Origin of the sequence: Proteiniphilum saccharofermentans (genome assembly GCF_900095135.1) — a bacterium.
Classification (GTDB): domain Bacteria; phylum Bacteroidota; class Bacteroidia; order Bacteroidales; family Dysgonomonadaceae; genus Proteiniphilum; species Proteiniphilum saccharofermentans.
Genome location: NZ_LT605205.1, coordinates 3,462,026 through 3,481,208, shown reverse-complemented (window position 1 = coordinate 3,481,208; position 19,183 = coordinate 3,462,026). Strand labels below are relative to the sequence as shown.

The following is a 19,183-nucleotide window of genomic DNA, read 5'->3' as shown; positions in this document are numbered from 1 at the left end:
ATTTTTGAATCTTTGAATTCTTGAATCTTGAATATTACCTAACCATCTAACCACTTTTCCTCCTTCATCAGAATGCGCTTCCTTTCAGTTTCAGCCCTGTCGTTTCATCCAGTCCGAACATCAGGTTCATATTTTGTACTGCCTGTCCTGACGCACCTTTTACGAGGTTATCGGTAATCGAGGTAATGTGGATATAGCCGTTATGAAACTCGATATGTAATAATCCCTTATTGGTGTTTACTACCTCTTTCAGGCTGATGGGCTGTTTGGAAACAAACACGAACGGAGATGACCGGTAATACTCTTCGTAAAGATCGATCACAGCCGATTCCGACATGCTCTTATCCCATCTTGTATATACGCTGGCGAAAATACCTCGTGTGAAATCACCCCGCATTGGTACGAAATTGATCTGCGGTAGGTCGCTGTTACCCGCACTCGTCAATGTGTTGGCGATCTCTTCCAGATGCTGATGTGTGAATGGCTTATATACGGAGATATTATTATCGCGATAACTGAAGTGAGTTGTATCGGCTGGCCGCTTCCCTGCACCCGTGGAACCTGTAATGGCATGTATATGTATTTCGTCTGTCAATAGATTCCGGGATGCCAGCGGCAATAGTGCCAGCATGATGGTCGTGGCAAAACAGCCTGGATTGGCCACACTATCTGCCGTGCGGATCTGTTCGCGATTTTGTTCGCACAGTCCGAACACAAAATTCCTGTCGTTAAATACCGGATTATTGCGGAAATCATTTCCAAGATCGATGATCTTGCATGAGATAGGAATATCGTTGTCATTCAGAAATGCACGCGACAGTCCATGTCCCAGGCAAAGGAATAGCACATCGGGTTGACGAAAAGTGTCGCTAAAGACCAGATCGGTCTCACCCAACAGATCACGGTGCATCTCCGCTACGGGCATCCCCACCGAGGTGGTGCTGATGACCGATTCTATATTGACTTCAGGATGGCGGAGCAGGATACGGAGCAGTTCGCCTGCCGTATAGCCGGTTCCGCCTGCTATACTTACGTTAATCATTGTCGTGAATGGTATAATAAATTTTCAACGGGTTGGCGATCACTTTTGTGAATCCTACTACATCCTGTCCGGAGAACGATTTGTTGGTCTCTCCGTATTCGCCGAATTTAGAGTTCATCAGGTCGTATTCGCTGGAACATCCCAATACCGCAAAATGGTGGGGACGCAGTTCTATTTCCACATCACCGGTCACAAACTGTTGGGTGTCATCGAGGAAAGTCTCGATATTACGCATCACGGGCTCCAGATATTGTGCTTCGTGCATGAGTTGTCCATACCAGTTGGAGAGCTGGTCTTTCCAGTAGAGTTGCTGTTTGGTCAGTACATGTTTTTCCAACAGATGATGCGCCTTGACAATGATCAGTGGGGCAGGCGCTTCAAAAGCGACACGCCCTTTGGTGCCGATGATAGTATCACCTACGTGAACATCACGGCCGATACCGTATTTCGAGGCGATCTTGTGCAACGTATGGATCAGCGTCACGGGTGGCATCTTTTCACCGTTCAGTGAGACCGGTTCACCTTTTTCAAATCCTAAAGTGATCCGCTCAGTACCCCAGTCGGTCACCTGCGATGGATATGCCTCTTCGGGAAGGACACCCGATGATTTCAACGTTTCCACACCGCCTACGCTGGTGCCCCAGATCCCCTGGTTGATAGAATATTTCGATTTCTCCCACGAGAAATCGAATCCTTTCTCTTTCAGGTAGTCGATCTCCTGCTGGCGGGAGAGACTTAGTTCGCGGATCGGTGCAAGGATTTGTACCTCCGGTGCCAGCACTTCAAATACAAGATCGAAACGTACCTGGTCGTTTCCGGCACCAGTACTCCCGTGCGCCACGAAATCAGCCCCTACTTTCTTTACATGATCCAGGACTGCCATTGCCTGAAAGAAACGCTCGGAACTGACCGACAACGGATAGGTGTTGTTCTTTAATATGTTGCCGTAGATCAGGTATCTGATACCTTTCTCATAATAATCTTCAACAGCATTGATACAGGTGTGCGTGGTAGCGCCCAGTTTTAGGGCCCGTTCTTCAATCGATTTTGCTTCTTCATCGGAAAAGCCACCGGTATTCACAATCACAGTGTGTACTTCCAGTCCTTTCTCATTGATCAGCCAGGGTACACAGAAGGAGGTATCGAGGCCGCCACTAAATGCTAATACTACTTTTTTCTTCATCTTTTATGCAATTTATTGGTTTTCTTTATTTTGATGACCGGTTTAACCACCTTCTTCGCGAAGGGACTGGCCTGCTGTACCGGATGAGCTTTGGGGTCGTAAAGCAACCCTGTACATAAGCACATTTTGTAGTTATTACGTTGCAGGATATCAAAATTACGGCATCCCTGGCATCCTTTCCAGAACTCCTCGTCGTCGGTCAGTTCTGAAAAAGTGACCGGTTTGAATCCCAGTTCCGTGTTCATTTTCATCACGGCCAGACCGGTAGTGATACTGAATATCTTGGCGTTCGGATAGAGTTTGCGGGAGAGATCGAAAATTTTTCGTTTGATTTTCTTGGCTAATCCCTGATTGCGGTAATCAGGATGTACCACCAGTCCCGAGTTAGCCACAAAACGGTTATGACTGAAAGTTTCAATATAGGCAAAGCCCACAAGTTTATCGCCATCGAGGGCGATTACCGCTTTGCCGGCCTCGATCTTTTCAGCAATATACTCGGCACTGCGCTTAGCAATACCAGTACCGCGTGCTTGCGCCGACTCGTAAATCAAATCGCAAATCTCTTGCGCATAACCTACGTAGCCGCTATTGGCTATATGAATAATAACATTCATCCTAAAACAATAAAAAATTAATGGGTTGTTGGTAGAGTGATGCCCGAAGGCGAAAAAAGATAAAAGGGGAAATGATACGGAAACCGGAGCCTCCGTATAAGTCAAAAGCATCGTCGGACTAAAACTGTTGCTTTGGGGTAGTGTGTATGTGAAAAATATATTTTCATCAGGCTGCAAAAGTAATCATTATATTTGTATTTATCGATACTTTGATGAGAAATATTGCTTTTTTCTTCAAAAATAGGCAAACTGATTTTTTATTTCCCCAAAAAATACAAAAATGTATTAATTTGGTTGTCTTTTTGATACTTTTGTCTTATTTTTGTTTATCTCGAACTGCAATCTAAACCCTCATTTCCCGATATTCGGGTTCTTATTCACTTCCTGTAGTTCACCAAATAAAACATAATTCAATTGATATGGAAAATAAAAAGTATAGAAATTTCATTTTGCGTAACTATAATGATCTGCCCCAACTGAGTGCCCTGTCCGATCAGGAACGGGAAGCGATTGGAGTGGTGGGTCGGGTACTGCCTTTTAAGGCGAACAACTATGTGGTGGAAGAGTTGATCGACTGGAGTAATGTACCGGAAGATCCCATCTTCACACTGACTTTTCCCCGGGAAGAGATGCTATCGAAAACCCATTATGCGCAGGTGAAAAAATTGATCGATGCAAATGATGAGGCAGGATTAAAGCAGAAAGTTTATGATATCAGGATGAAGCTGAATCCCAATCCGGCAGGACAGGAACATAATGTGCCGATGGTAGACGGGATAAAATTGCATGGTATGCAACATAAATACCGCGAGACGGTGCTCTTCTTTCCCAGTCAGGGGCAGACATGTCACGCTTATTGTACTTTCTGTTTCCGCTGGCCGCAGTTCTCCGGCATGAATGAGCTGAAATTTGCGATGAAAGAGGCAGATCTACTCCATAAATATCTGTTGAAGCATCCCAAGGTGTCGGATGTCCTTTTTACAGGGGGCGATCCGCTTACAGCGAAAGCAAGTATCATGTCGGCCTATATCGAACCGCTACTGACAAAGGAATTTTCACATATCCGTAATATCCGTATAGGATCTAAGACGTTAGCTTACTGGCCTTACCGGTTTCTGACAGACAAAGATGCCGATGACATGTTACGCTTATTCGAGAAGGTGAAGAAAGCAGGAAAGCACCTTGCTTTTCAGGGACATTTTAATCATCCGGTAGAGCTCTCTACCGATGCGGTGAAACAGGCTATTGAGAGGATACTTAATACCGGTGCGCAGATCAGAACCCAATCGCCTTTGTTGCGTCATATTAACGATGATCCGAAGGTGTGGGCGAATATGTGGAAAGAGCAGGTCAGGCAGGGATTGATCCCTTATTATATGTTTGTTGCACGGGATACAGGTTCCAAGACTTTTTTCGAGGTGCCGCTTGAAAAAGCATGGAATGTTTTCAGGAAGGCTTACCGTAATGTGAGTGGTATCTGCCGGACTGTCCGTGGTCCCAGTATGAGTGCTAATCCCGGAAAAATTCAGGTGTTGGGTGTGGCGGAAGTGAGAGGTGAGAAGGTGTTTGCGCTTCGCTTCCTTCAGTGCCGTAATCCTAATTTAGTGGATATTCCTTTCTTTGCCCAATACGATAAAAAGGCTACCTGGTTCGATGAACTCAAGCCGGCTTTCGGAGAAGAAGAGTTTTTCTTTCAGAAAGATAACCTATTGGGTAAATACGAAAAAGATATCGATTTTATATGGGAATAGATACCTGGTTTCCTGTGTAGATTGTCTTGATTTCCCCTATTTATCAACAAAAAAAACAATGTTTTAAATAATTAACATAGAGTTAACTGATTTATTACTTATTTTGTTGCCTGTAAATAGAATAATATGGGAAGAATCATTGCTCTGGCAAATCAGAAGGGAGGGGTGGGCAAGACCACAACTACGATTAATCTTGCGGCATCACTTGCCGCGTTGGAAAAAAAGGTGTTGGTGGTAGATGCCGACCCGCAGGCGAACGCCTCCTCCGGTTTGGGTATTGATATTAAAAAAGCTGCAAATACTATTTATGAAGGGTTGATCGGTAAATGTACCCCCGCAGAGGCGGTGCAGAATACTCCATTTGAAAATATCGATATTATCTCGTCCCATATCAATCTGGTAGGTGCGGAATTGGAGATGGTGCAGATGGAGAACAGGGAAAAAAGGCTCAGGGATCTTTTGCATCCGGTAAGAGGGCAGTATGATTTTATCCTGATCGATTGCTCGCCGTCGTTGGGTATCATTACGGTCAATGCGCTTACTGCTGCCGATTCGGTATTGATACCCGTACAATGCGAATATTTTGCCCTTGAAGGGTTGAGTAAGTTGCTTAATACGATAAAGATCATCAAATCGAAACTGAATACCAAGCTTGAAATAGAGGGTTTTGTACTCACTATGTATGACTCTCGTCTGCGTCTTCATAATCAGATATACGAAGAGGTAAAACATCATTTCAAAGAGTTGGTATTCACTACAGTTATTCAGCGTAACATTACACTCAGTGAATCACAGAGCCATGCCAAGCCGGCACTTATGTACGATGCCGGTTCCCGCGGGGCGACAAATCATATACAACTGGCACAAGAGTTGATCGAAAAAAATTGAAATTTTTCTACTTTTTCTCGTCATGGCAAAAGACAGTTTCCCTGTCTTTTGCACATATGACATAACGAAAACGTTCAATTACATTAGACTATTTCTACGCTCAACAGAGGCAAAACTTGTTTTGACTATGTATTCGCTTAACGAAATAGTTCGATTTCATCAGACTATTCTTCGCTATGACATAACTCAAGCAAGCTTGGCTCTGTGCATTTGGCTTAACAGAATAGTTCATTAAAATTAGACATTTTCTGCGCTCGACAAAACAAATTTATTTGTTCTGCTCTTGCTTAACGAAAATGTTCACTAACTTTGTACCCTTTATGGTATAGACTATGGCGAAAAAGAATGCATTAGGACGAGGACTGGATGCGTTGATCACCTTTAACGACGGTGAAACACAAGGCTCTTCTTCCATTAGTGAGGTGGAACTCGATAAGATTGTCCCCAACCCTGACCAACCGCGTAGGGCATTCGATGAAGAGGGATTGAGGGAGTTGTCCGCCTCCATTAAATCGATCGGTGTTATTCAACCTGTCACCTTAAGGAAACTCGATGACGATACTTACCAGATCATTGCGGGTGAGCGTCGTTACCGTGCCTCTCAGATGGCAGGATTGTCTTCTATCCCGGCTTATATCAAGACGGCCGACAATGATGAGATGATGGAGATGGCGCTGATTGAAAATATTCAACGTGAAGATCTCAACTCTATAGAAATCGCCCTGGCATACCAGAATCTCATCGATACCCTTTCCCTGACACAGGAACAGTTGAGCGAAAGAGTGGGTAAGAAGCGTGCGACTGTCACCAATTACCTGCGCCTGTTGAAGCTTCCGGCGGAAGTACAGATGGGAGTAAAAAACAAAAAAATTGACATGGGGCATGCGCGTGCATTGATCACCATGAACGATCCGGTAGCGCAACTCTCCCTCTACAACCTGATCCTCGAAGAAGGGTTGTCAGTGCGGAAAGTGGAGTCAATGGTGAAAGATTATGACGAAGGAGCGCCTATCCAGCAACTAAAAGATGTCGGTAGCCGTAAGCCAAAAACCGGGAAATCAACTTCGAGACAACAATCGCCAGATGATTTTGATGCGTTAAAACAACATCTTTCTGCCTATTTCCAGACCGATGTGCAGTTCAGTTATAACAAACGTGGCAAGGGTAAGATTACGATCCCTTTCGATTCTCCGGAAGATCTGGAACGTATTATCGTCATGTTTGATAAAATGCAAAAATAATTGCTGATGATGAATGTGGCTGGAATCCTTACTTGTCTGTCGATCCTTTTTTGCGCAGTGGATGTCCAGGCGCAGAGTCATTCACGAGAACAGCCACTGGATAGTGTCCCCGTGTTGGCAGGAGATTCGCTTCTCCGGCAGGTGTCCGACTCCGTTTCCGTTGATCTCAAAAATGGAGGAGAGGTTGCCGGTAAGCAGGATTCCGTCATCACAAAAGCAGGCACACTTATCGAAATGACTTCCGATAAGTTTTTCGCACCTTCCCATACATTCAGTCCTTCTCCTCGGAAAGCGGTTATCTATTCCGCCATTTTGCCTGGGTTAGGACAGATTTATAACCGTAAATACTGGAAATTACCCATTGTTTATGGAGCCTATGCCGGATTGACATATGCCATTACCTGGAATAACGGTTATTACAGGGATTATTTGGGAGCCTATCAAGATATTATGGATGATGACCCCGCAACCAACCGTTGGCACGATATGCTGCCTTACGGACAAGATCCGGAGACGGTAGATACACAGTGGTTCACGGGGGTATTGCAGCAAAGGAAAGATCACTATCGTTACTACAGGGATCTGAGTATTATCGCTACCGTGGGAGTCTATTTGATTTTTATTATAGATGCTTACGTGGATGCGCAGTTGTTTGATTTCGATATGAGTCCGGATCTCTCAATGCGCGTAGCTCCTGTTCTAATCAGGGGAGAGAAGGGACTTAATCTGGGAAGCACCTCATACGGGTTGCAATTGAGTTTTAATTTTTAACACTAAAACAACATGATTCATCCTCCCGGGATGAATCCTTAATTGGTATGCAGAAAACTATCTTACTTATATTGGTAGCTCTATGGCCCGGGCTGGGACTTATAGCTCAAAATAGCCTACCGGAAAATTCACCGCAAACTTCATCGGCCAGTGCAGACACCATTCAGGATAATGCAATCGTTTATCCGGAGAGTATGACGGAAAAACTGAGTGACCTCTTACGTAACTGGCAACTTGATCTGTCGAATGCGGAGATTGATTGTAAAAGGGGACAGAATGTGGTCTTTCATGACTCAGTTTATATTAAAAGACTCTATAATTTACCCTCGGAGATGGAGCTTTCTTTCAATAGCGTGGTGAAGAATTACATAGAGATGTATGCTGTCCGTAAGAGGGACCAAGTGAGCTATATGCTGGCGCTGGGCGACTATTACTTCCCTATGTTTGAGCAGGCGTTGGACAGACACGGACTTCCGTTGGAACTAAAATATCTTCCTGTAATTGAATCAGCGCTCAATCCTGTAGCAGTGTCCCGTGTCGGGGCTACGGGGTTGTGGCAGTTTATGCTGCGTACGGGTAAAGGTTACGGATTGGAAGTAAACAGTCTGGTAGATGAAAGGCGTGATCCTTATAAATCAACAGATGCTGCCGTACGTTACCTCAAAGACCTATATGCGATTTATGGGGACTGGAACTTAGTAATTGCAGCCTATAACTGCGGGCCGGGGAATGTGAACAAGGCGATTGCACGGAGTGGTGGTAAACGGGATTACTGGGAGATTTATTACCGTTTACCGCGAGAAACCAGAGGGTACGTACCCGCTTTTATCGCAGCCAATTATATTATGCATTACTATGCAGATCATAATATTTGCCCTGCACACTCTTCATCCCTGACAGTTGCGCTCGATACGGTGCAGGTGAACGAGAGGATACACCTGGAACAAATTGCAGGAGTACTGGATATATCTCTGGGTGAGTTACAGAGATTGAACCCTCAGTTTAAGAAGAATATTATTCCTGGTGATTTTAAAGCACATGCATTGGTTTTGCCTACGGAAAAGATGTATGCATTTATCGATAAAAACGATACCATTATTAATTATGATAAGGAGCGGTATTTTACGCACAGGGCTAATACCGACGGTTTTCTGGACGGTTCGGTTTCATCGGTATCGGGAAATACAACCAATGTCTATTATCGGGTAAAAAAAGGAGATAATCTTTCTACTATTGCCAGACGGAATGGCACGACCGTTGCCTTGCTCAAATCCTGGAATGGGCTTAGTTCCAACAGGCTCAATATCGGAAAACAGTTGATCGTGGGGAAAAAAGCAGTGGCACCCCAGGCAACGACAGAGAAACAGCTGGCACAAGCTGTTACTGACAATCCCGATGGAAAAACCCAGACAGTCAATCAGTATTATCGGGTCAGGAAAGGTGATACACTCGGAGATATCGCACGGAAAAACGGTATTCAGGTGGCACAGCTTCAATCATGGAACGGATTGAATTCTTCCCGGATCGGCATCGGAGATCAGTTGATTATCGGAAAAAAAGTAGTACCCATTGTCCAAGAGCCGGAGTCCGAAAAAGAGGATTACAACCGTACCGAAGTATCGGGTGGAAGCAATATTATTTCGTCTTATCTGAAAGATCAAATTGAGAAAAAAGTCGGAGAGAACAAATTGCCGGACGAACCGGAAACTGTTTCCGGAATAGAAGAAGAGATCTCTGTGGAATTGGAAGATAAGTAATTAGGTCACCAATACTTTCTTTGCAGAGACAGTCCCATCAACAGTTTTAACCCGTACTATATAAACTCCTTTCGGAAGATGAGTTGACGAATAGGAACCTCTGCTTATACTGATATCAATGGTTTCATGATGGATTTTTATCCCTGATGAATAGAAAATTTCCCATTCGACCAAATCATAGTTTGATTCGATAAATATCCGTTTCACTTCACTGGAATGGTAGACAACCAATTTGAATTGTTCTTTTTCCGGTTCTACTGAGGTGGAGGTATTGCCTATAACATAGGGTGCTATCAGTAAAGTGGTATTAATAGGATTCTCAATGTTTTCCGACGATTTTACCCATCCCGAAGCATTTTTCATCCATGCCGTGGAAACGATCCCGGAACCGACCCTTCTGGCTTCTGCACTAAATGCCGAAAAACCGGCCGGTATCCCGTTGGCATCGGAGTAGGAAATATAAAATGTCCTTGAAACAGATACAGGTTCATTAAAGCGGATATAATTCTCTATATTGTGGAGCATATTGCGGGAGCTGACCGGAAAGTCTGTATTATTGAAATATCTGTAGCTATAATTGTAGGGCTGTTCGTAAAGGAGCCGTTCAGGCCCATTCTCTCCGGAGTAAACCTTTATTCTGATGTTCATACTCGAAATACTGCTAACAGGGGGGGATGAGACAAACACTCCCCGCAACTCTACTCCGTCTCCGGCATAGAACTGCTCAGCAAATTCGGTGTATCCAAAAGTGTTGTTAGTGGCAAATAGAGGGATCCGTTGAAATAGATAACTTACAGCCTTGTCTTCCGGTTTAAAATTGTGGCTTTTAGTGAAAGGTTGTTGTGAATAGGGGTTGAAACCTCCCAATTGCATAACTTGTGATTCCTCCGGATCAAGATAATGGCTGATCGGGTTCGGGTTGTCGAGTGATCCTTGTACGTCCCAGAATTTGAAAAGAGATGCATAAGAATCCGGACCTCTGGGTGATGAACACATCGACGCCCCTCCGGTAAGCGTACCTAATACCCTTTTTTCCCTGTCGATGAGTGGCGAACCCGAGGATCCCCCTTCGGTGGCTCCGATATCCCATGCCCCTACTTCCCAAAAGGAGTTGGGTTCAGCCTGGTAATTATTGGGAAGAGTAAACGAACCGAGGCGTGGCCGGTCTTCGTCTATTGCTACTTTCTTAATCCCTCCGTTGGGGTGGTGCAGGCCGTGGAACGGTGCTGAAGGAGAAGAGCCGGCATTCCATCCTAAATAATAAGGCTGGTATTCTGCCGGGGGGATCTCTTTCAATCTGAGCAGGGAGATATCATGCCTTTCGCTGATCAGTACCGAATCGGCCGAAGCCATGGTCATCTGTAACGGGCCGCGGATATCGATATCACACAATGGTGAATTGTAATTGAAAAAGGCGACGATACTGCCGGCAACGATGTCATATCTTCTGTTGGCCAGAAAGCTGGGGTTGTAATTGCTATTCAGGCAGTGGGTGGCAGTCAGCAGGTAGGGTGTACCATCTTCTGCCGTATTATTCACGAGAGAGCCGGTACAATAGGTTGTTCCGTTGATGATCAGTCCCACTACGCCGCTTCCGGTTTGGATATCCTCCGGATAGCAAATAAGGTTGGGATGGCAATCCTGCTGCGGGTCTCTCATCTCAGTGGCCCTGAAGAAGATCCCCAGAAAATCGTGATTTACTTCACCTACCTCAATCTCACCGTTGAATACCGCATCCAGCGGTTCCTGATATTCCACGATTAATTCATCGCCCCCGACAGGCTGTACAGGGAGCATGTTCAGCTCTGTATTGTTTTTTTCGGTATATGAACCTAAGATCTCCGACTGGTCGGAGTTATACACGAACAATTGTGCCCCCGGGGGTAACCTGAATTTTGAAAAAAGAATATTCAATGAGTAAGCACCTTTTGAACGAATCCCCACACGCCACACCTTCATTTTGCCGGTAACAAAGCCAATACCTGAATTGTCGGGACGAAGGAACGGATAAAATTTGTGGGCAAACTCTAAGCTTTTGAGGTTTGTCTGATCCTGCTGGGACTGCCGTAATGCTGCCGTCACATCGAATGACGGCATCTCTACGAAGAGATCAGTGGCCGGTTCTATAGATCTTGCCCCCATCCCGGCGTGAAGCGGAAGGGGTTTACCTCCGTAACTGATCTGCCCCGAAACCGTATGGAAGAGGAAACAGAAAACAAATAGAAGACTGCTCTTCAGTATAGGCTGGAAAGAGTAGGGTACACTTCTCATGAATAGGAATTAATTTCAATGTTTTATTTCTTCTTTTGTAATTGAAGAAATAATTGCAAATGTAAGGTTTTTTAAGGAATAGGCGTAATTTTGCACTAAATTATTTGTGCAAGAAAGTGGAGTAAGTAACAGGAATGATATTTAATCGTATGAAGAGTTTTTTGGATGAGAAAGTAGATCGATATAACAATATTTCATTTATTGAAAATGATCCGATATCTGTTCCTCACCTGTTTTCCGGCAGACAAGACCGTGAAATCATGGGTTTCTTTGCTGCTATACTGGCGTGGGGACAACGAAAAACGATTATCGCCAAATGCGGTGAACTGGTGCAACGGTTCGGAGGCGAGCCTTACCGTTTTATTATGGAGCATAGCGATGACGATTTGAAAAGTCTGCTCGGCTTTACACATCGTACCTTTAACGATACTGATTTACTCTACTTTGTGGATTTTCTGCATCGGCATTACTCACGTTATCCTACATTAGAGGAGGCGTTTCTGGACGGAGGCGTTTTTCATTCGGTAGAAGACTCACTGATCCGGTTCGAACGGCTTTTTTTTGATTTTCCTGACGCACCGTATCGTACCCGCAAACATGTGGCAACTCCTCTTCGCAATTCAGCATGCAAGAGGATCAATATGTTTTTGCGTTGGATGGTGAGAAGTGATGGAAAAGGAGTGGATTTCGGTATCTGGAAACGTATTCCTCAAAGTGCGCTGATTTGTCCTATTGATCTCCATGTAGACAGGACGGCACGTCGACTGCAATTAATTACCAGAAAACAGACCGATTGGAAAACTGCGCTGGAACTGACCGAAAACCTCCGCCTCCTGGATCCTGCTGATCCGGTGAAATATGACTTTGCCCTTTTCGGGTTGTCGTTAGAAAATAAATGGGTAAAGCATGGAAACTAAAATAATAAGGATTGTGGCATACTAAAGGATGCAGCTTACTTTGCCGCTCTTTTTCGGAAAAGAATGCCCCCTTTCCCGTCTTCTTTTGTAGTGACACGGGGTTGTGCCGTCGAACCGGGAATAAAGTCGTGACGATACATATTAAAGAAAAGCAATAACAAAGAGATCAGCAGCGGACCAAAAATAATCCCCCAAAATCCAAACATGGCAAGCCCCATGATCACACCAAAGAAAGTGATCAACGGATGGATATTAGCCAGCCTTTTTTGCAGTACAAACCGGAGGATGGTATCGGATCCCCCTATGATAAGTAGCCCGTAGCAAAGTAGTAATACCCCTCTTACTATATCACCTTGAGTCAGTGCTGAAATACCGATCGGTACCCATACCAGCGAAGTGCCTACCACAGGGATGATGGTGGTACAAGCTACTAAAACGGCATATACAAGCGGATTGCTTACTCCGAAGGAGAGATACCCTATATAGGCCAGTATCCCTTGTGTGATGGCAACTACCGGTATACCAATGGCATTTGCCTGGATAATAGATTTTGTCTCCTCCCGGAGAATGCGCTTGTTCTTCTCACTGAATGGGAGTATCTCATGGGTAATATTCTCCAATGATTGATAGCTTACCAGCATAAAATAAAGCAGGAAAATGGCGATGACTCCGTTGATAACCATAGAACTTAACCCTGAGACGAGTGACTGCATGATGGAAGACCCTGCACGGGGTACGAACGAAAGATTTTCGGGAGTGAACAAGGTGATCCCAATGCGTTCCTCAACGATGTCAGAGAACTCTCTCATGCTTTTTATGATCTGTGCAGGATCAATACTTATTCCTGAGATAGTGTCAACAGCAAGAAACCCGAAGCCAGTGAGCGGGATCAGAATAAATATCGTGGTCCCGAGCACAATGACTGAAGCGCTCACCCCTTTTCTCCAGTTATGTTTCTCCACCAGTCTCACCATCAATCCTCTCAGGAGAATGAAAAGTGTGAAAGCACCGAAAAATCCTCCCAGATAGGGGTGTAGCTCTTTGAAAATAATAATTGACAAGAGCAGGATCAACCCTAAAAGGACAAAACGATGATATCGGTTCTTTCTGTCTGGCATTATGCTTCGTCTCCAAATTGCATTAGATAGGCTTTGATAAACTCATCCAGATCACCGTCCATTACTCCAGTCACATCTGATGTCTGGTAGTTGGTGCGGTGGTCTTTTACACGGCGATCATCGAATACATAACTGCGGATCTGGGATCCCCATTCGATCTTCTTTTTACCAGCTTCAATAGCTGCCTGTGCTGCACGGCGTTTCTCCAGTTCTATTTCGTAAAGCTGCGACTTGAGTAAACGCAGGGCATTCTCCCGATTTCCCATTTGCGAACGGCTCTCGGTATTTTCAATTACAATTTCCTGCTCTTCTCCGGTGTCAGGATCTTTATACTGGTAGTGTAGTCGTACGCCGGTTTCCACCTTATTTACATTTTGTCCACCGGCTCCGGACGAACGGAAAGTGTCCCAACTCAGGTTGGCGGGATTCACCTCTATCTCGATGGAGTCGTCAACCAATGGTACGACAAACACCGAAGCGAATGAGGTCATCCGTTTCCCCTGCGCATTGAAAGGGGATACGCGTACCAGCCTGTGCACCCCGTTCTCACTTTTCAGGAATCCGTAAGCCAGATCGCCCTCCACCTGCAGGGTCGCTGTCTTTATGCCGGCATCATCGCCATCCTGCCAATTGGTAACAGTAGTCTTGTAGTTCTTGCTTTCACACCAGCGCTGATACATACGGAAAAGCATAGAGGCCCAGTCCTGACTCTCCGTACCGCCTGCACCTGCATTGATCTTTAATACTGCTCCCAGTTGATCTTCCTCACGACGAAGCATATTTTTCAACTCCAGGTCTTCGATCAGTCGAAGCACATGTTTGTAGTTGGCATCTATCTCCTCTTCCGAAACAATTCCTTCTTTGGCGAAGTCGAATGCCAACTGTAGCTCCTCGGCAGCCGACTTTACCTCCTGGTAGGCATTGATCCAGTATTTCAGTTCACGCACTACCTTCATCTGCTGTTCGGCGGTTTTGGCGTCGTTCCAGAAATCGGGTGATTGAGTCCTTAATTCTTCTTCTTCTAATTGGATACGCTTTACATCGATGTCAAAGATACCCCCTCAGCGCGTTCTCGCGCTCCAACACATCTTTTAGTTGGTCTGTCGTTATCATAATTATATTTTATACTTTTTATATTGTCGATTTCCTTGTTTTTCTTACGCTTACTCCGTATAATGGAATAATCGATTTCTGTAATGAGCCACAAAAATACATAAAAGATGCCGGAATTCCATTAAGATATGGAAATTCGTACATGGCAGGGTGGCTTTATGGTGTACTGTTCAGGTTAATTGGTATGGACAAGTAGGGACTCTCCAGGTTTTAATACAGTTTTCAGGTGCGGGTTCCATACTTTCAGTTGTTCTACGGTACATCCGTATAATCGTGAGATGGAGTAGAGTGTTTCGCCCATTTGTACCGTATGGTTTTTAGTATTAGTAGGGGCGGAAATTATAGCATTCTCTTCTTCTCTCAGCACCATGTCGCTTTTTGTCCGTTGAACCTTATCTTCTCTTTGCCCTTTTCCGTTTGTTGATGTGAGGGGAGGATTTTTCAGGGGATCAGTCTGTACAAGTATAGATTCGCGGCCGGAATAATTTCCGGTCTGTATGGTCGTTATTACGGGTTCATCTGTTTCGCGAGGTGTTATCTCCGGGATATTTGGTTGTACCGGTTCTTTATTTGTTGCTGTAAGTTGTTTTTTATTTACTTGTGGATTGCGTCGTGTCACATATGATGCATTTTCCTCCAGGATTCTCCCTCCTCGTAAATAGCGCGATGCGTAATATGGTTCTGTAGAGGAGGAGATAATCACTCCGCTGGTGGTGGAAGAATGGATGAATTTAAATTGTCCGTTAGGGAATGCTTCCGTCACTATTCCTACATGTCCGACTCTCCCGTTCTTTCTGTTTCCTTCAAAAAAAACAAGATCACCCTTTCGAAGATCCTCTCGTCTGGCGATAGTGGGGATTTGGCGGTCCTGTCCGGCTGAACTGGGATCTAACCTGTATCCGAATTTTCTGAACACAAAGGAGGTATAACCTGAACAATCGAAAGAATTAGGGCCTTTCCCTGCATACCGGTAAGGTTTACCGAGGTACTGCCTTCCATATTGGATGATATCATCTTGTAAAACCGTAGATGGTTTACTACTGGAGACAGTTGTTCTTCCCGCACCGCAGGAGGCCAGGATAAATGTTATGATTGCCAGAGAAACGACTTTCAACCAGCCGTTATTTCTGTATGCCATAGTGAACACGCTGTATAATAACATATATAGTTGACAAAAATAAGTAAAATCGTTGTTGTAGCTGATATACTTCTTATTTTTTAACAACGTGCCTGTAAAAGTGGGAGGAATAGAAGAAGGAAAATATCTTTATAAGATAGCTTTTGCTTTTAGCACTTCCTCCAGACTGATTCCTTCTGCCAGATGGATTGTTTGAAATCCCAGTTGTTGCGCGGCTTCGATATTTGCGTAATTATCATCGATAAAAAGTGATTCTCCGGCTTCTATTTCATAACGTTCCAGCAAAATATGATAGAGTTTCGGATCGGGCTTTATTATCTTTTCCGCACCTGAAACAACCATCCCATCCAAATCCTTGAAAAAATCGTAGCGTTCCATGGCAATGGGGATCGTTTCAGCCGACCAATTCGTAAGCCCGTATATGTTATATTTTTCTTTCAGGGGCTTAATCAATTTCACATTTTCTTTTATAGTACCTCCCAGCATCTCATCCCATCGACCGTAATACATCGCTATTTCTTCACGGTACTCAGGGTGTTGTTCCTGTAAGACCCTGGTGCCCTCTGCCAGGGAGCGCCCGGCATCTTGCAGCACATTCCATTCATAGCGGCACACATGTTCCAGGAAATAATTCATATCCTCTTCTTTATCAAAAATTTCCTGGTAGAGATAGACGGGATTCCAATCGATCAGCACCCCACCGAAGTCAAAGATAATGTTCTTTAATGGTTTCATTATTATTTTTTTTAATAGGATTTTTCTTTTCCATTGTTACTTCCGGATAATTCCGGACGTTCCCTCCAAAAGAAGAGATAATCCCTTTTTCAGATATTTGTTGAAAAAGCAAGAGTGTATGCATTATAAAAAATGTCTCCGTATCAGGTTCTTCTCTATTCTCATTGGACTTTTTCCAAAAACGCTTACAACCTAAAACAACCGCAATTGTTCACATTTAGGCTTTGGAGGTTTCTTTTCTATGGTTTCCCTGAAGGAAGCAGGTATTTCTCCAACGAATCTTGACCGGGTCTTATTTTCTGTCTGGTTGAAATTTTTTCTCATTAAAGAATTTGTAATAAACAAATGGTCTTTGGCACGGGTAAGGGCTACATAAAAAAGTCTCCTTTCTTCTTCGATATCAATGTTATTTCTCAGTAAAGGAGTGACTCCTTCTTCGGCTCCTGCAATGAATACAACCGGATACTCGAGCCCTTTGGAAGCGTGGAAAGTCAGCAGCGTTACCGCATCGGTTTTCAGGCGTGCCACATCGGTATAGGTATCCAGCAAAATCTTATGTAAAAACGGTTCCAGATCTCCTTCGTATTCCCTGGCAATGTGGAGAATAGTTTCTTTCCGGATAATTCCCGTCTCATCCAGGGTCTCATCAGTGATAAATTTTTCAAAAATAAATGACACAACACCTGTTGCTCCTTGCTTTGCGAAAACTTCTTCTCCTTGCTTTCCGAAAAGAGAAGTAAAACGCGCTTCTTGCAGCCTGTTGCTCCGCATTTAAGGAGGGAGCGCCGGTCGGTTCTGTCAGATCGGGTAAGGGAATTTTCTTCGTAATCTCCGTATCCCTGCTTTCACGTTTGGCGGTTTTAGTTATATCAGCCGCTCCAAAGAGATCCATCTGGCCTGTAAGCCGTTCGATTTCCCCTTCTTTGAAAATTTTAATGATGCCGTATTCTCCGTCATACCCACCCTGGGGATGTACTTCCCGCGCACGCATCCGTTGAATGGCTTCTGCCAGCAACATGCCCGCCTGTTTTTTGATATCTTCGACCGGAACCTCTGTCAGGAGGGTAAATTCGTTGCCGAACGAAGATATGGCCTGCTGGAAAAACCGGTTCACCACGTTGCCGGAAGAGGAAGCATTTTTGATTTCGGCAAGTATTTCGGGCAGGGGGATAATATAATGGAACCCCGGAGCCCCTTCAGGTTGTTGTGGCTGCCTGCGGTCGGACAATTCGAAGACACGGTGCAGGACGCCTATAGTGAGTGGCCGGCCGCATTTCGGACAAATGTTCTTGTGCCGGATGCTTTCTTCCGGTTCAAAGCAGACGTTGCACTTGCGGTGTCCATCCATATGGTATTTGCCCTCTTCGGGAAAAAATTCATAGGTGCCAAGGAATCCTTTCCTTGTTTTCAGTGCATCGAACAGGGCGTAGTAACTTTGTTCGGTATCGAACAGATTGGCTTCACGTCCCAGTTTTTGCGGAGAATGGGCGTCCGAATTGGATACCAGCGTATATTTGTCAAGCATGCTCAACCGCCAGTTCATCTCCGGATCGGAAGACAAACCGGTTTCGAGGGCAAAGATATGGTGGGATAAATCGCCGAAACATTCTTCTATTGTATCGGAACCCGATTTTGAGCCGAAGAGGGAGAACCAGGGTGTCCAGATATGAGCCGGGATAAGATGGGCATCATCGGAAGTTTCCAATACGATCTCCAGCAGGTTGCGCGCAGGCAGTCCCAATATGGGTCTCCCGTCTGCTTCCAGATTTCCGATTTGCGCCAACTTCGCATTAATGCGGGCAACTGTTTCAAAATCCGGGGCATATACACAGTTATGATTTTTATACACCTTATCTCCCTGTTTATAAATGGAGCTTATCTCGGAAGTAAGGCAAAACCGTATGTCAATATCCTTGCATTTGAATCCGTCGATCTCTTTTTTCGGGGGATTTTTCAGACGGAACAAACCTGTTCCGTCCGGCTCCAGCTTTTCTTTTATCTCTTTAAACCAGAGGGGATGTGTAAAGTCTCCCGTGCCTACCACATGGATCCCTTTGATACGTGCCCACTGGAAAAGTGATTCAAGATTCAGTTCCTTGCTGGTAGCCCGTGAATAGTGGGAATGAAGATGAAGGTCGGCAATATAAGACATAGACGATAACCGCAATGAGGTTACTGTTTGGACTCTTGTTTACGGGTAAATTCAATCGGCAACTTACCCATGGAAGTGTCGGCTGTTCCTTTCACTTCTTTCTTTTCCTTCCAGATGACGACTTGCACATTTTCTCCGGCATACACTGTTATCGTCAGTTTTCCGTCAACTTCCTTCAATTCCTGATTTTTTACATTCAGTTGAGAACCTGTAATATCCGCCACGCACTTACCTTCTACCTGCTTTATTGTCACCTGGTAATCCTGATAACCATAAGGCGCATCCGCCACTTTAGCTGTCCAAACACCTTGTACTGCTTTGGTAAGGTCACTTGCATAAGCTGTTGTGTACAGGCTTAATAATAATACTGCTGATAATAAAACACCGATTTTTTTCATTTTGCACGTATTTTTGGTTTAATGAGTTGAGAAACAAAAACCAGGCAATATGTCTGTGGCGTAAAGATACAAAAATACTTTCAAAATCCTTTTC

General features: G+C 44.5%; 17 protein-coding genes. 6 read left to right on the top strand and 11 right to left on the bottom strand.

All coding sequences use genetic code 11. The features are described from left to right. Positions 1-67: 67 nt before the first annotated feature. Genes argC through PSM36_RS13435 form a run of 3 tightly spaced genes read right to left on the bottom strand, consistent with a single transcriptional unit; the run spans position 68 to position 2,839 of the window. Positions 68-1,042, bottom strand: coding sequence for an N-acetyl-gamma-glutamyl-phosphate reductase (gene argC, locus PSM36_RS13445; RefSeq protein WP_076931360.1), 975 nt, complete (start codon positions 1,040-1,042; stop codon positions 68-70). Beyond that, entirely contained in the window at positions 1,035-2,225 is a 1,191-nt protein-coding gene (argG, locus tag PSM36_RS13440; RefSeq protein WP_076931359.1) for an argininosuccinate synthase, read from the bottom strand. Before argG ends, argC begins: the two co-directional genes overlap by 8 nt. After that, complete coding sequence (locus PSM36_RS13435; RefSeq protein ID WP_076931358.1) at positions 2,222-2,839, bottom strand: GNAT family N-acetyltransferase; 618 nt, start codon at positions 2,837-2,839, stop codon at positions 2,222-2,224. Before PSM36_RS13435 ends, argG begins: the two co-directional genes overlap by 4 nt. A 419-nt stretch (positions 2,840-3,258) precedes the next feature. Here PSM36_RS13435 and PSM36_RS13430 point away from each other — a divergent pair, with 419 nt between their 5' ends. From PSM36_RS13430 to PSM36_RS13405, 5 genes are all read left to right on the top strand, one after another. Beyond that, complete coding sequence (locus tag PSM36_RS13430; RefSeq protein WP_076931357.1) at positions 3,259-4,590, top strand: KamA family radical SAM protein; 1,332 nt, start codon at positions 3,259-3,261, stop codon at positions 4,588-4,590. Between the two features lie 126 nt (positions 4,591-4,716). Continuing rightward, positions 4,717-5,478 carry a ParA family protein gene (locus tag PSM36_RS13425; protein ID WP_076931356.1) on the top strand — a complete coding sequence of 254 codons (762 nt, stop codon included), beginning with the start codon at positions 4,717-4,719 and terminating at the stop codon, positions 5,476-5,478. A gap of 332 nt (positions 5,479-5,810) precedes the next feature. After that, on the top strand, positions 5,811-6,719 hold the full coding sequence (locus tag PSM36_RS13415) for a ParB/RepB/Spo0J family partition protein (protein ID WP_076931354.1): 909 nt from the start codon (positions 5,811-5,813) through the stop codon (positions 6,717-6,719). A 6-nt stretch (positions 6,720-6,725) separates the two neighbouring features. After that, the gene (locus PSM36_RS13410; RefSeq protein WP_154671032.1) at positions 6,726-7,490 is read left to right on the top strand and encodes a DUF5683 domain-containing protein; all 765 of its coding nucleotides are present in this window, start codon (positions 6,726-6,728) and stop codon (positions 7,488-7,490) included. A 47-nt stretch (positions 7,491-7,537) separates the two neighbouring features. Further along, on the top strand, positions 7,538-9,247 hold the full coding sequence (locus PSM36_RS13405; RefSeq protein ID WP_076931352.1) for a lytic transglycosylase domain-containing protein: 1,710 nt from the start codon (positions 7,538-7,540) through the stop codon (positions 9,245-9,247). Here PSM36_RS13405 and PSM36_RS13400 read toward each other — a convergent pair whose 3' ends face one another. Next, positions 9,248-11,518 (bottom strand): trypsin-like serine protease, encoded by a 2,271-nt coding sequence (locus PSM36_RS13400; RefSeq protein ID WP_076931351.1) that lies wholly within the window; start codon positions 11,516-11,518, stop codon positions 9,248-9,250. 149 nt (positions 11,519-11,667) lie between these two features. Between PSM36_RS13400 and PSM36_RS13395 the strand changes: the two genes are divergently transcribed. Then, entirely contained in the window at positions 11,668-12,435 is a 768-nt protein-coding gene (locus tag PSM36_RS13395) for a TIGR02757 family protein (RefSeq protein ID WP_083711172.1), read from the top strand. Between the two features lie 35 nt (positions 12,436-12,470). On the opposite strand, the gene PSM36_RS13390 is transcribed toward PSM36_RS13395, so the two are convergent. The 7 genes from PSM36_RS13390 to PSM36_RS13360 all read right to left on the bottom strand — a co-directional run bounded on the left by PSM36_RS13390 (position 12,471) and on the right by PSM36_RS13360 (position 19,089). Then, the gene (locus PSM36_RS13390; protein ID WP_076931349.1) at positions 12,471-13,553 is read right to left on the bottom strand and encodes an AI-2E family transporter; all 1,083 of its coding nucleotides are present in this window, start codon (positions 13,551-13,553) and stop codon (positions 12,471-12,473) included. Then, positions 13,553-14,666, bottom strand: a protein-coding gene (prfB, locus tag PSM36_RS13385; protein WP_154671031.1) for a peptide chain release factor 2 whose coding sequence is annotated in 2 segments (ribosomal slippage) — positions 13,553-14,602 and positions 14,604-14,666 — 1,113 coding nt in all. Because the reading frame shifts where the segments join, the coding sequence is not laid out codon by codon here. The genes PSM36_RS13390 and prfB overlap by 1 nt, the downstream gene beginning before the upstream one ends. A 175-nt stretch (positions 14,667-14,841) precedes the next feature. Then, positions 14,842-15,804, bottom strand: coding sequence for a C40 family peptidase (locus PSM36_RS13380; RefSeq protein WP_161947580.1), 963 nt, complete (start codon positions 15,802-15,804; stop codon positions 14,842-14,844). Between the two features lie 129 nt (positions 15,805-15,933). Further along, the gene (locus tag PSM36_RS13375) at positions 15,934-16,539 is read right to left on the bottom strand and encodes an HAD family hydrolase (protein WP_076931346.1); all 606 of its coding nucleotides are present in this window, start codon (positions 16,537-16,539) and stop codon (positions 15,934-15,936) included. A gap of 192 nt (positions 16,540-16,731) precedes the next feature. Further along, positions 16,732-17,217 (bottom strand): 3'-5' exonuclease, encoded by a 486-nt coding sequence (locus PSM36_RS13370; RefSeq protein ID WP_076931345.1) that lies wholly within the window; start codon positions 17,215-17,217, stop codon positions 16,732-16,734. Continuing rightward, complete coding sequence (locus PSM36_RS13365) at positions 17,201-18,691, bottom strand: endonuclease Q family protein (protein WP_076931344.1); 1,491 nt, start codon at positions 18,689-18,691, stop codon at positions 17,201-17,203. The genes PSM36_RS13370 and PSM36_RS13365 overlap by 17 nt, the downstream gene beginning before the upstream one ends. A gap of 20 nt (positions 18,692-18,711) precedes the next feature. Beyond that, positions 18,712-19,089: a hypothetical protein gene (locus PSM36_RS13360; protein WP_076931343.1), complete on the bottom strand. Its 378-nt coding sequence runs from the start codon at positions 19,087-19,089 to the stop codon at positions 18,712-18,714. Positions 19,090-19,183 lie beyond the last annotated feature (94 nt).

What these genes read in the sequence shown, in the direction of transcription:
- argG (WP_076931359.1), bottom strand. Translation starts at nt 2,225, where the DNA reads ATGAAGAAAAAAGTAGTATTAGCATTTAGTGGCGGCCTCGATACCTCC.
- PSM36_RS13360 (WP_076931343.1), bottom strand. Translation starts at nt 19,089, where the DNA reads ATGAAAAAAATCGGTGTTTTATTATCAGCAGTATTATTATTAAGCCTG.
- PSM36_RS13435 (WP_076931358.1), bottom strand. Translation starts at nt 2,839, where the DNA reads ATGAATGTTATTATTCATATAGCCAATAGCGGCTACGTAGGTTATGCG.
- PSM36_RS13400 (WP_076931351.1), bottom strand. Translation starts at nt 11,518, where the DNA reads ATGAGAAGTGTACCCTACTCTTTCCAGCCTATACTGAAGAGCAGTCTT.
- PSM36_RS13390 (WP_076931349.1), bottom strand. Translation starts at nt 13,553, where the DNA reads ATGCCAGACAGAAAGAACCGATATCATCGTTTTGTCCTTTTAGGGTTG.
- PSM36_RS13375 (WP_076931346.1), bottom strand. Translation starts at nt 16,539, where the DNA reads ATGAAACCATTAAAGAACATTATCTTTGACTTCGGTGGGGTGCTGATC.
- PSM36_RS13365 (WP_076931344.1), bottom strand. Translation starts at nt 18,691, where the DNA reads ATGTCTTATATTGCCGACCTTCATCTTCATTCCCACTATTCACGGGCT.
- PSM36_RS13380 (WP_161947580.1), bottom strand. Translation starts at nt 15,804, where the DNA reads ATGGCATACAGAAATAACGGCTGGTTGAAAGTCGTTTCTCTGGCAATC.
- PSM36_RS13410 (WP_154671032.1), top strand. Translation starts at nt 6,726, where the DNA reads ATGATGAATGTGGCTGGAATCCTTACTTGTCTGTCGATCCTTTTTTGC.
- PSM36_RS13395 (WP_083711172.1), top strand. Translation starts at nt 11,668, where the DNA reads ATGAAGAGTTTTTTGGATGAGAAAGTAGATCGATATAACAATATTTCA.
- argC (WP_076931360.1), bottom strand. Translation starts at nt 1,042, where the DNA reads ATGATTAACGTAAGTATAGCAGGCGGAACCGGCTATACGGCAGGCGAA.
- PSM36_RS13415 (WP_076931354.1), top strand. Translation starts at nt 5,811, where the DNA reads ATGGCGAAAAAGAATGCATTAGGACGAGGACTGGATGCGTTGATCACC.
- PSM36_RS13405 (WP_076931352.1), top strand. Translation starts at nt 7,538, where the DNA reads ATGCAGAAAACTATCTTACTTATATTGGTAGCTCTATGGCCCGGGCTG.
- PSM36_RS13430 (WP_076931357.1), top strand. Translation starts at nt 3,259, where the DNA reads ATGGAAAATAAAAAGTATAGAAATTTCATTTTGCGTAACTATAATGAT.
- PSM36_RS13425 (WP_076931356.1), top strand. Translation starts at nt 4,717, where the DNA reads ATGGGAAGAATCATTGCTCTGGCAAATCAGAAGGGAGGGGTGGGCAAG.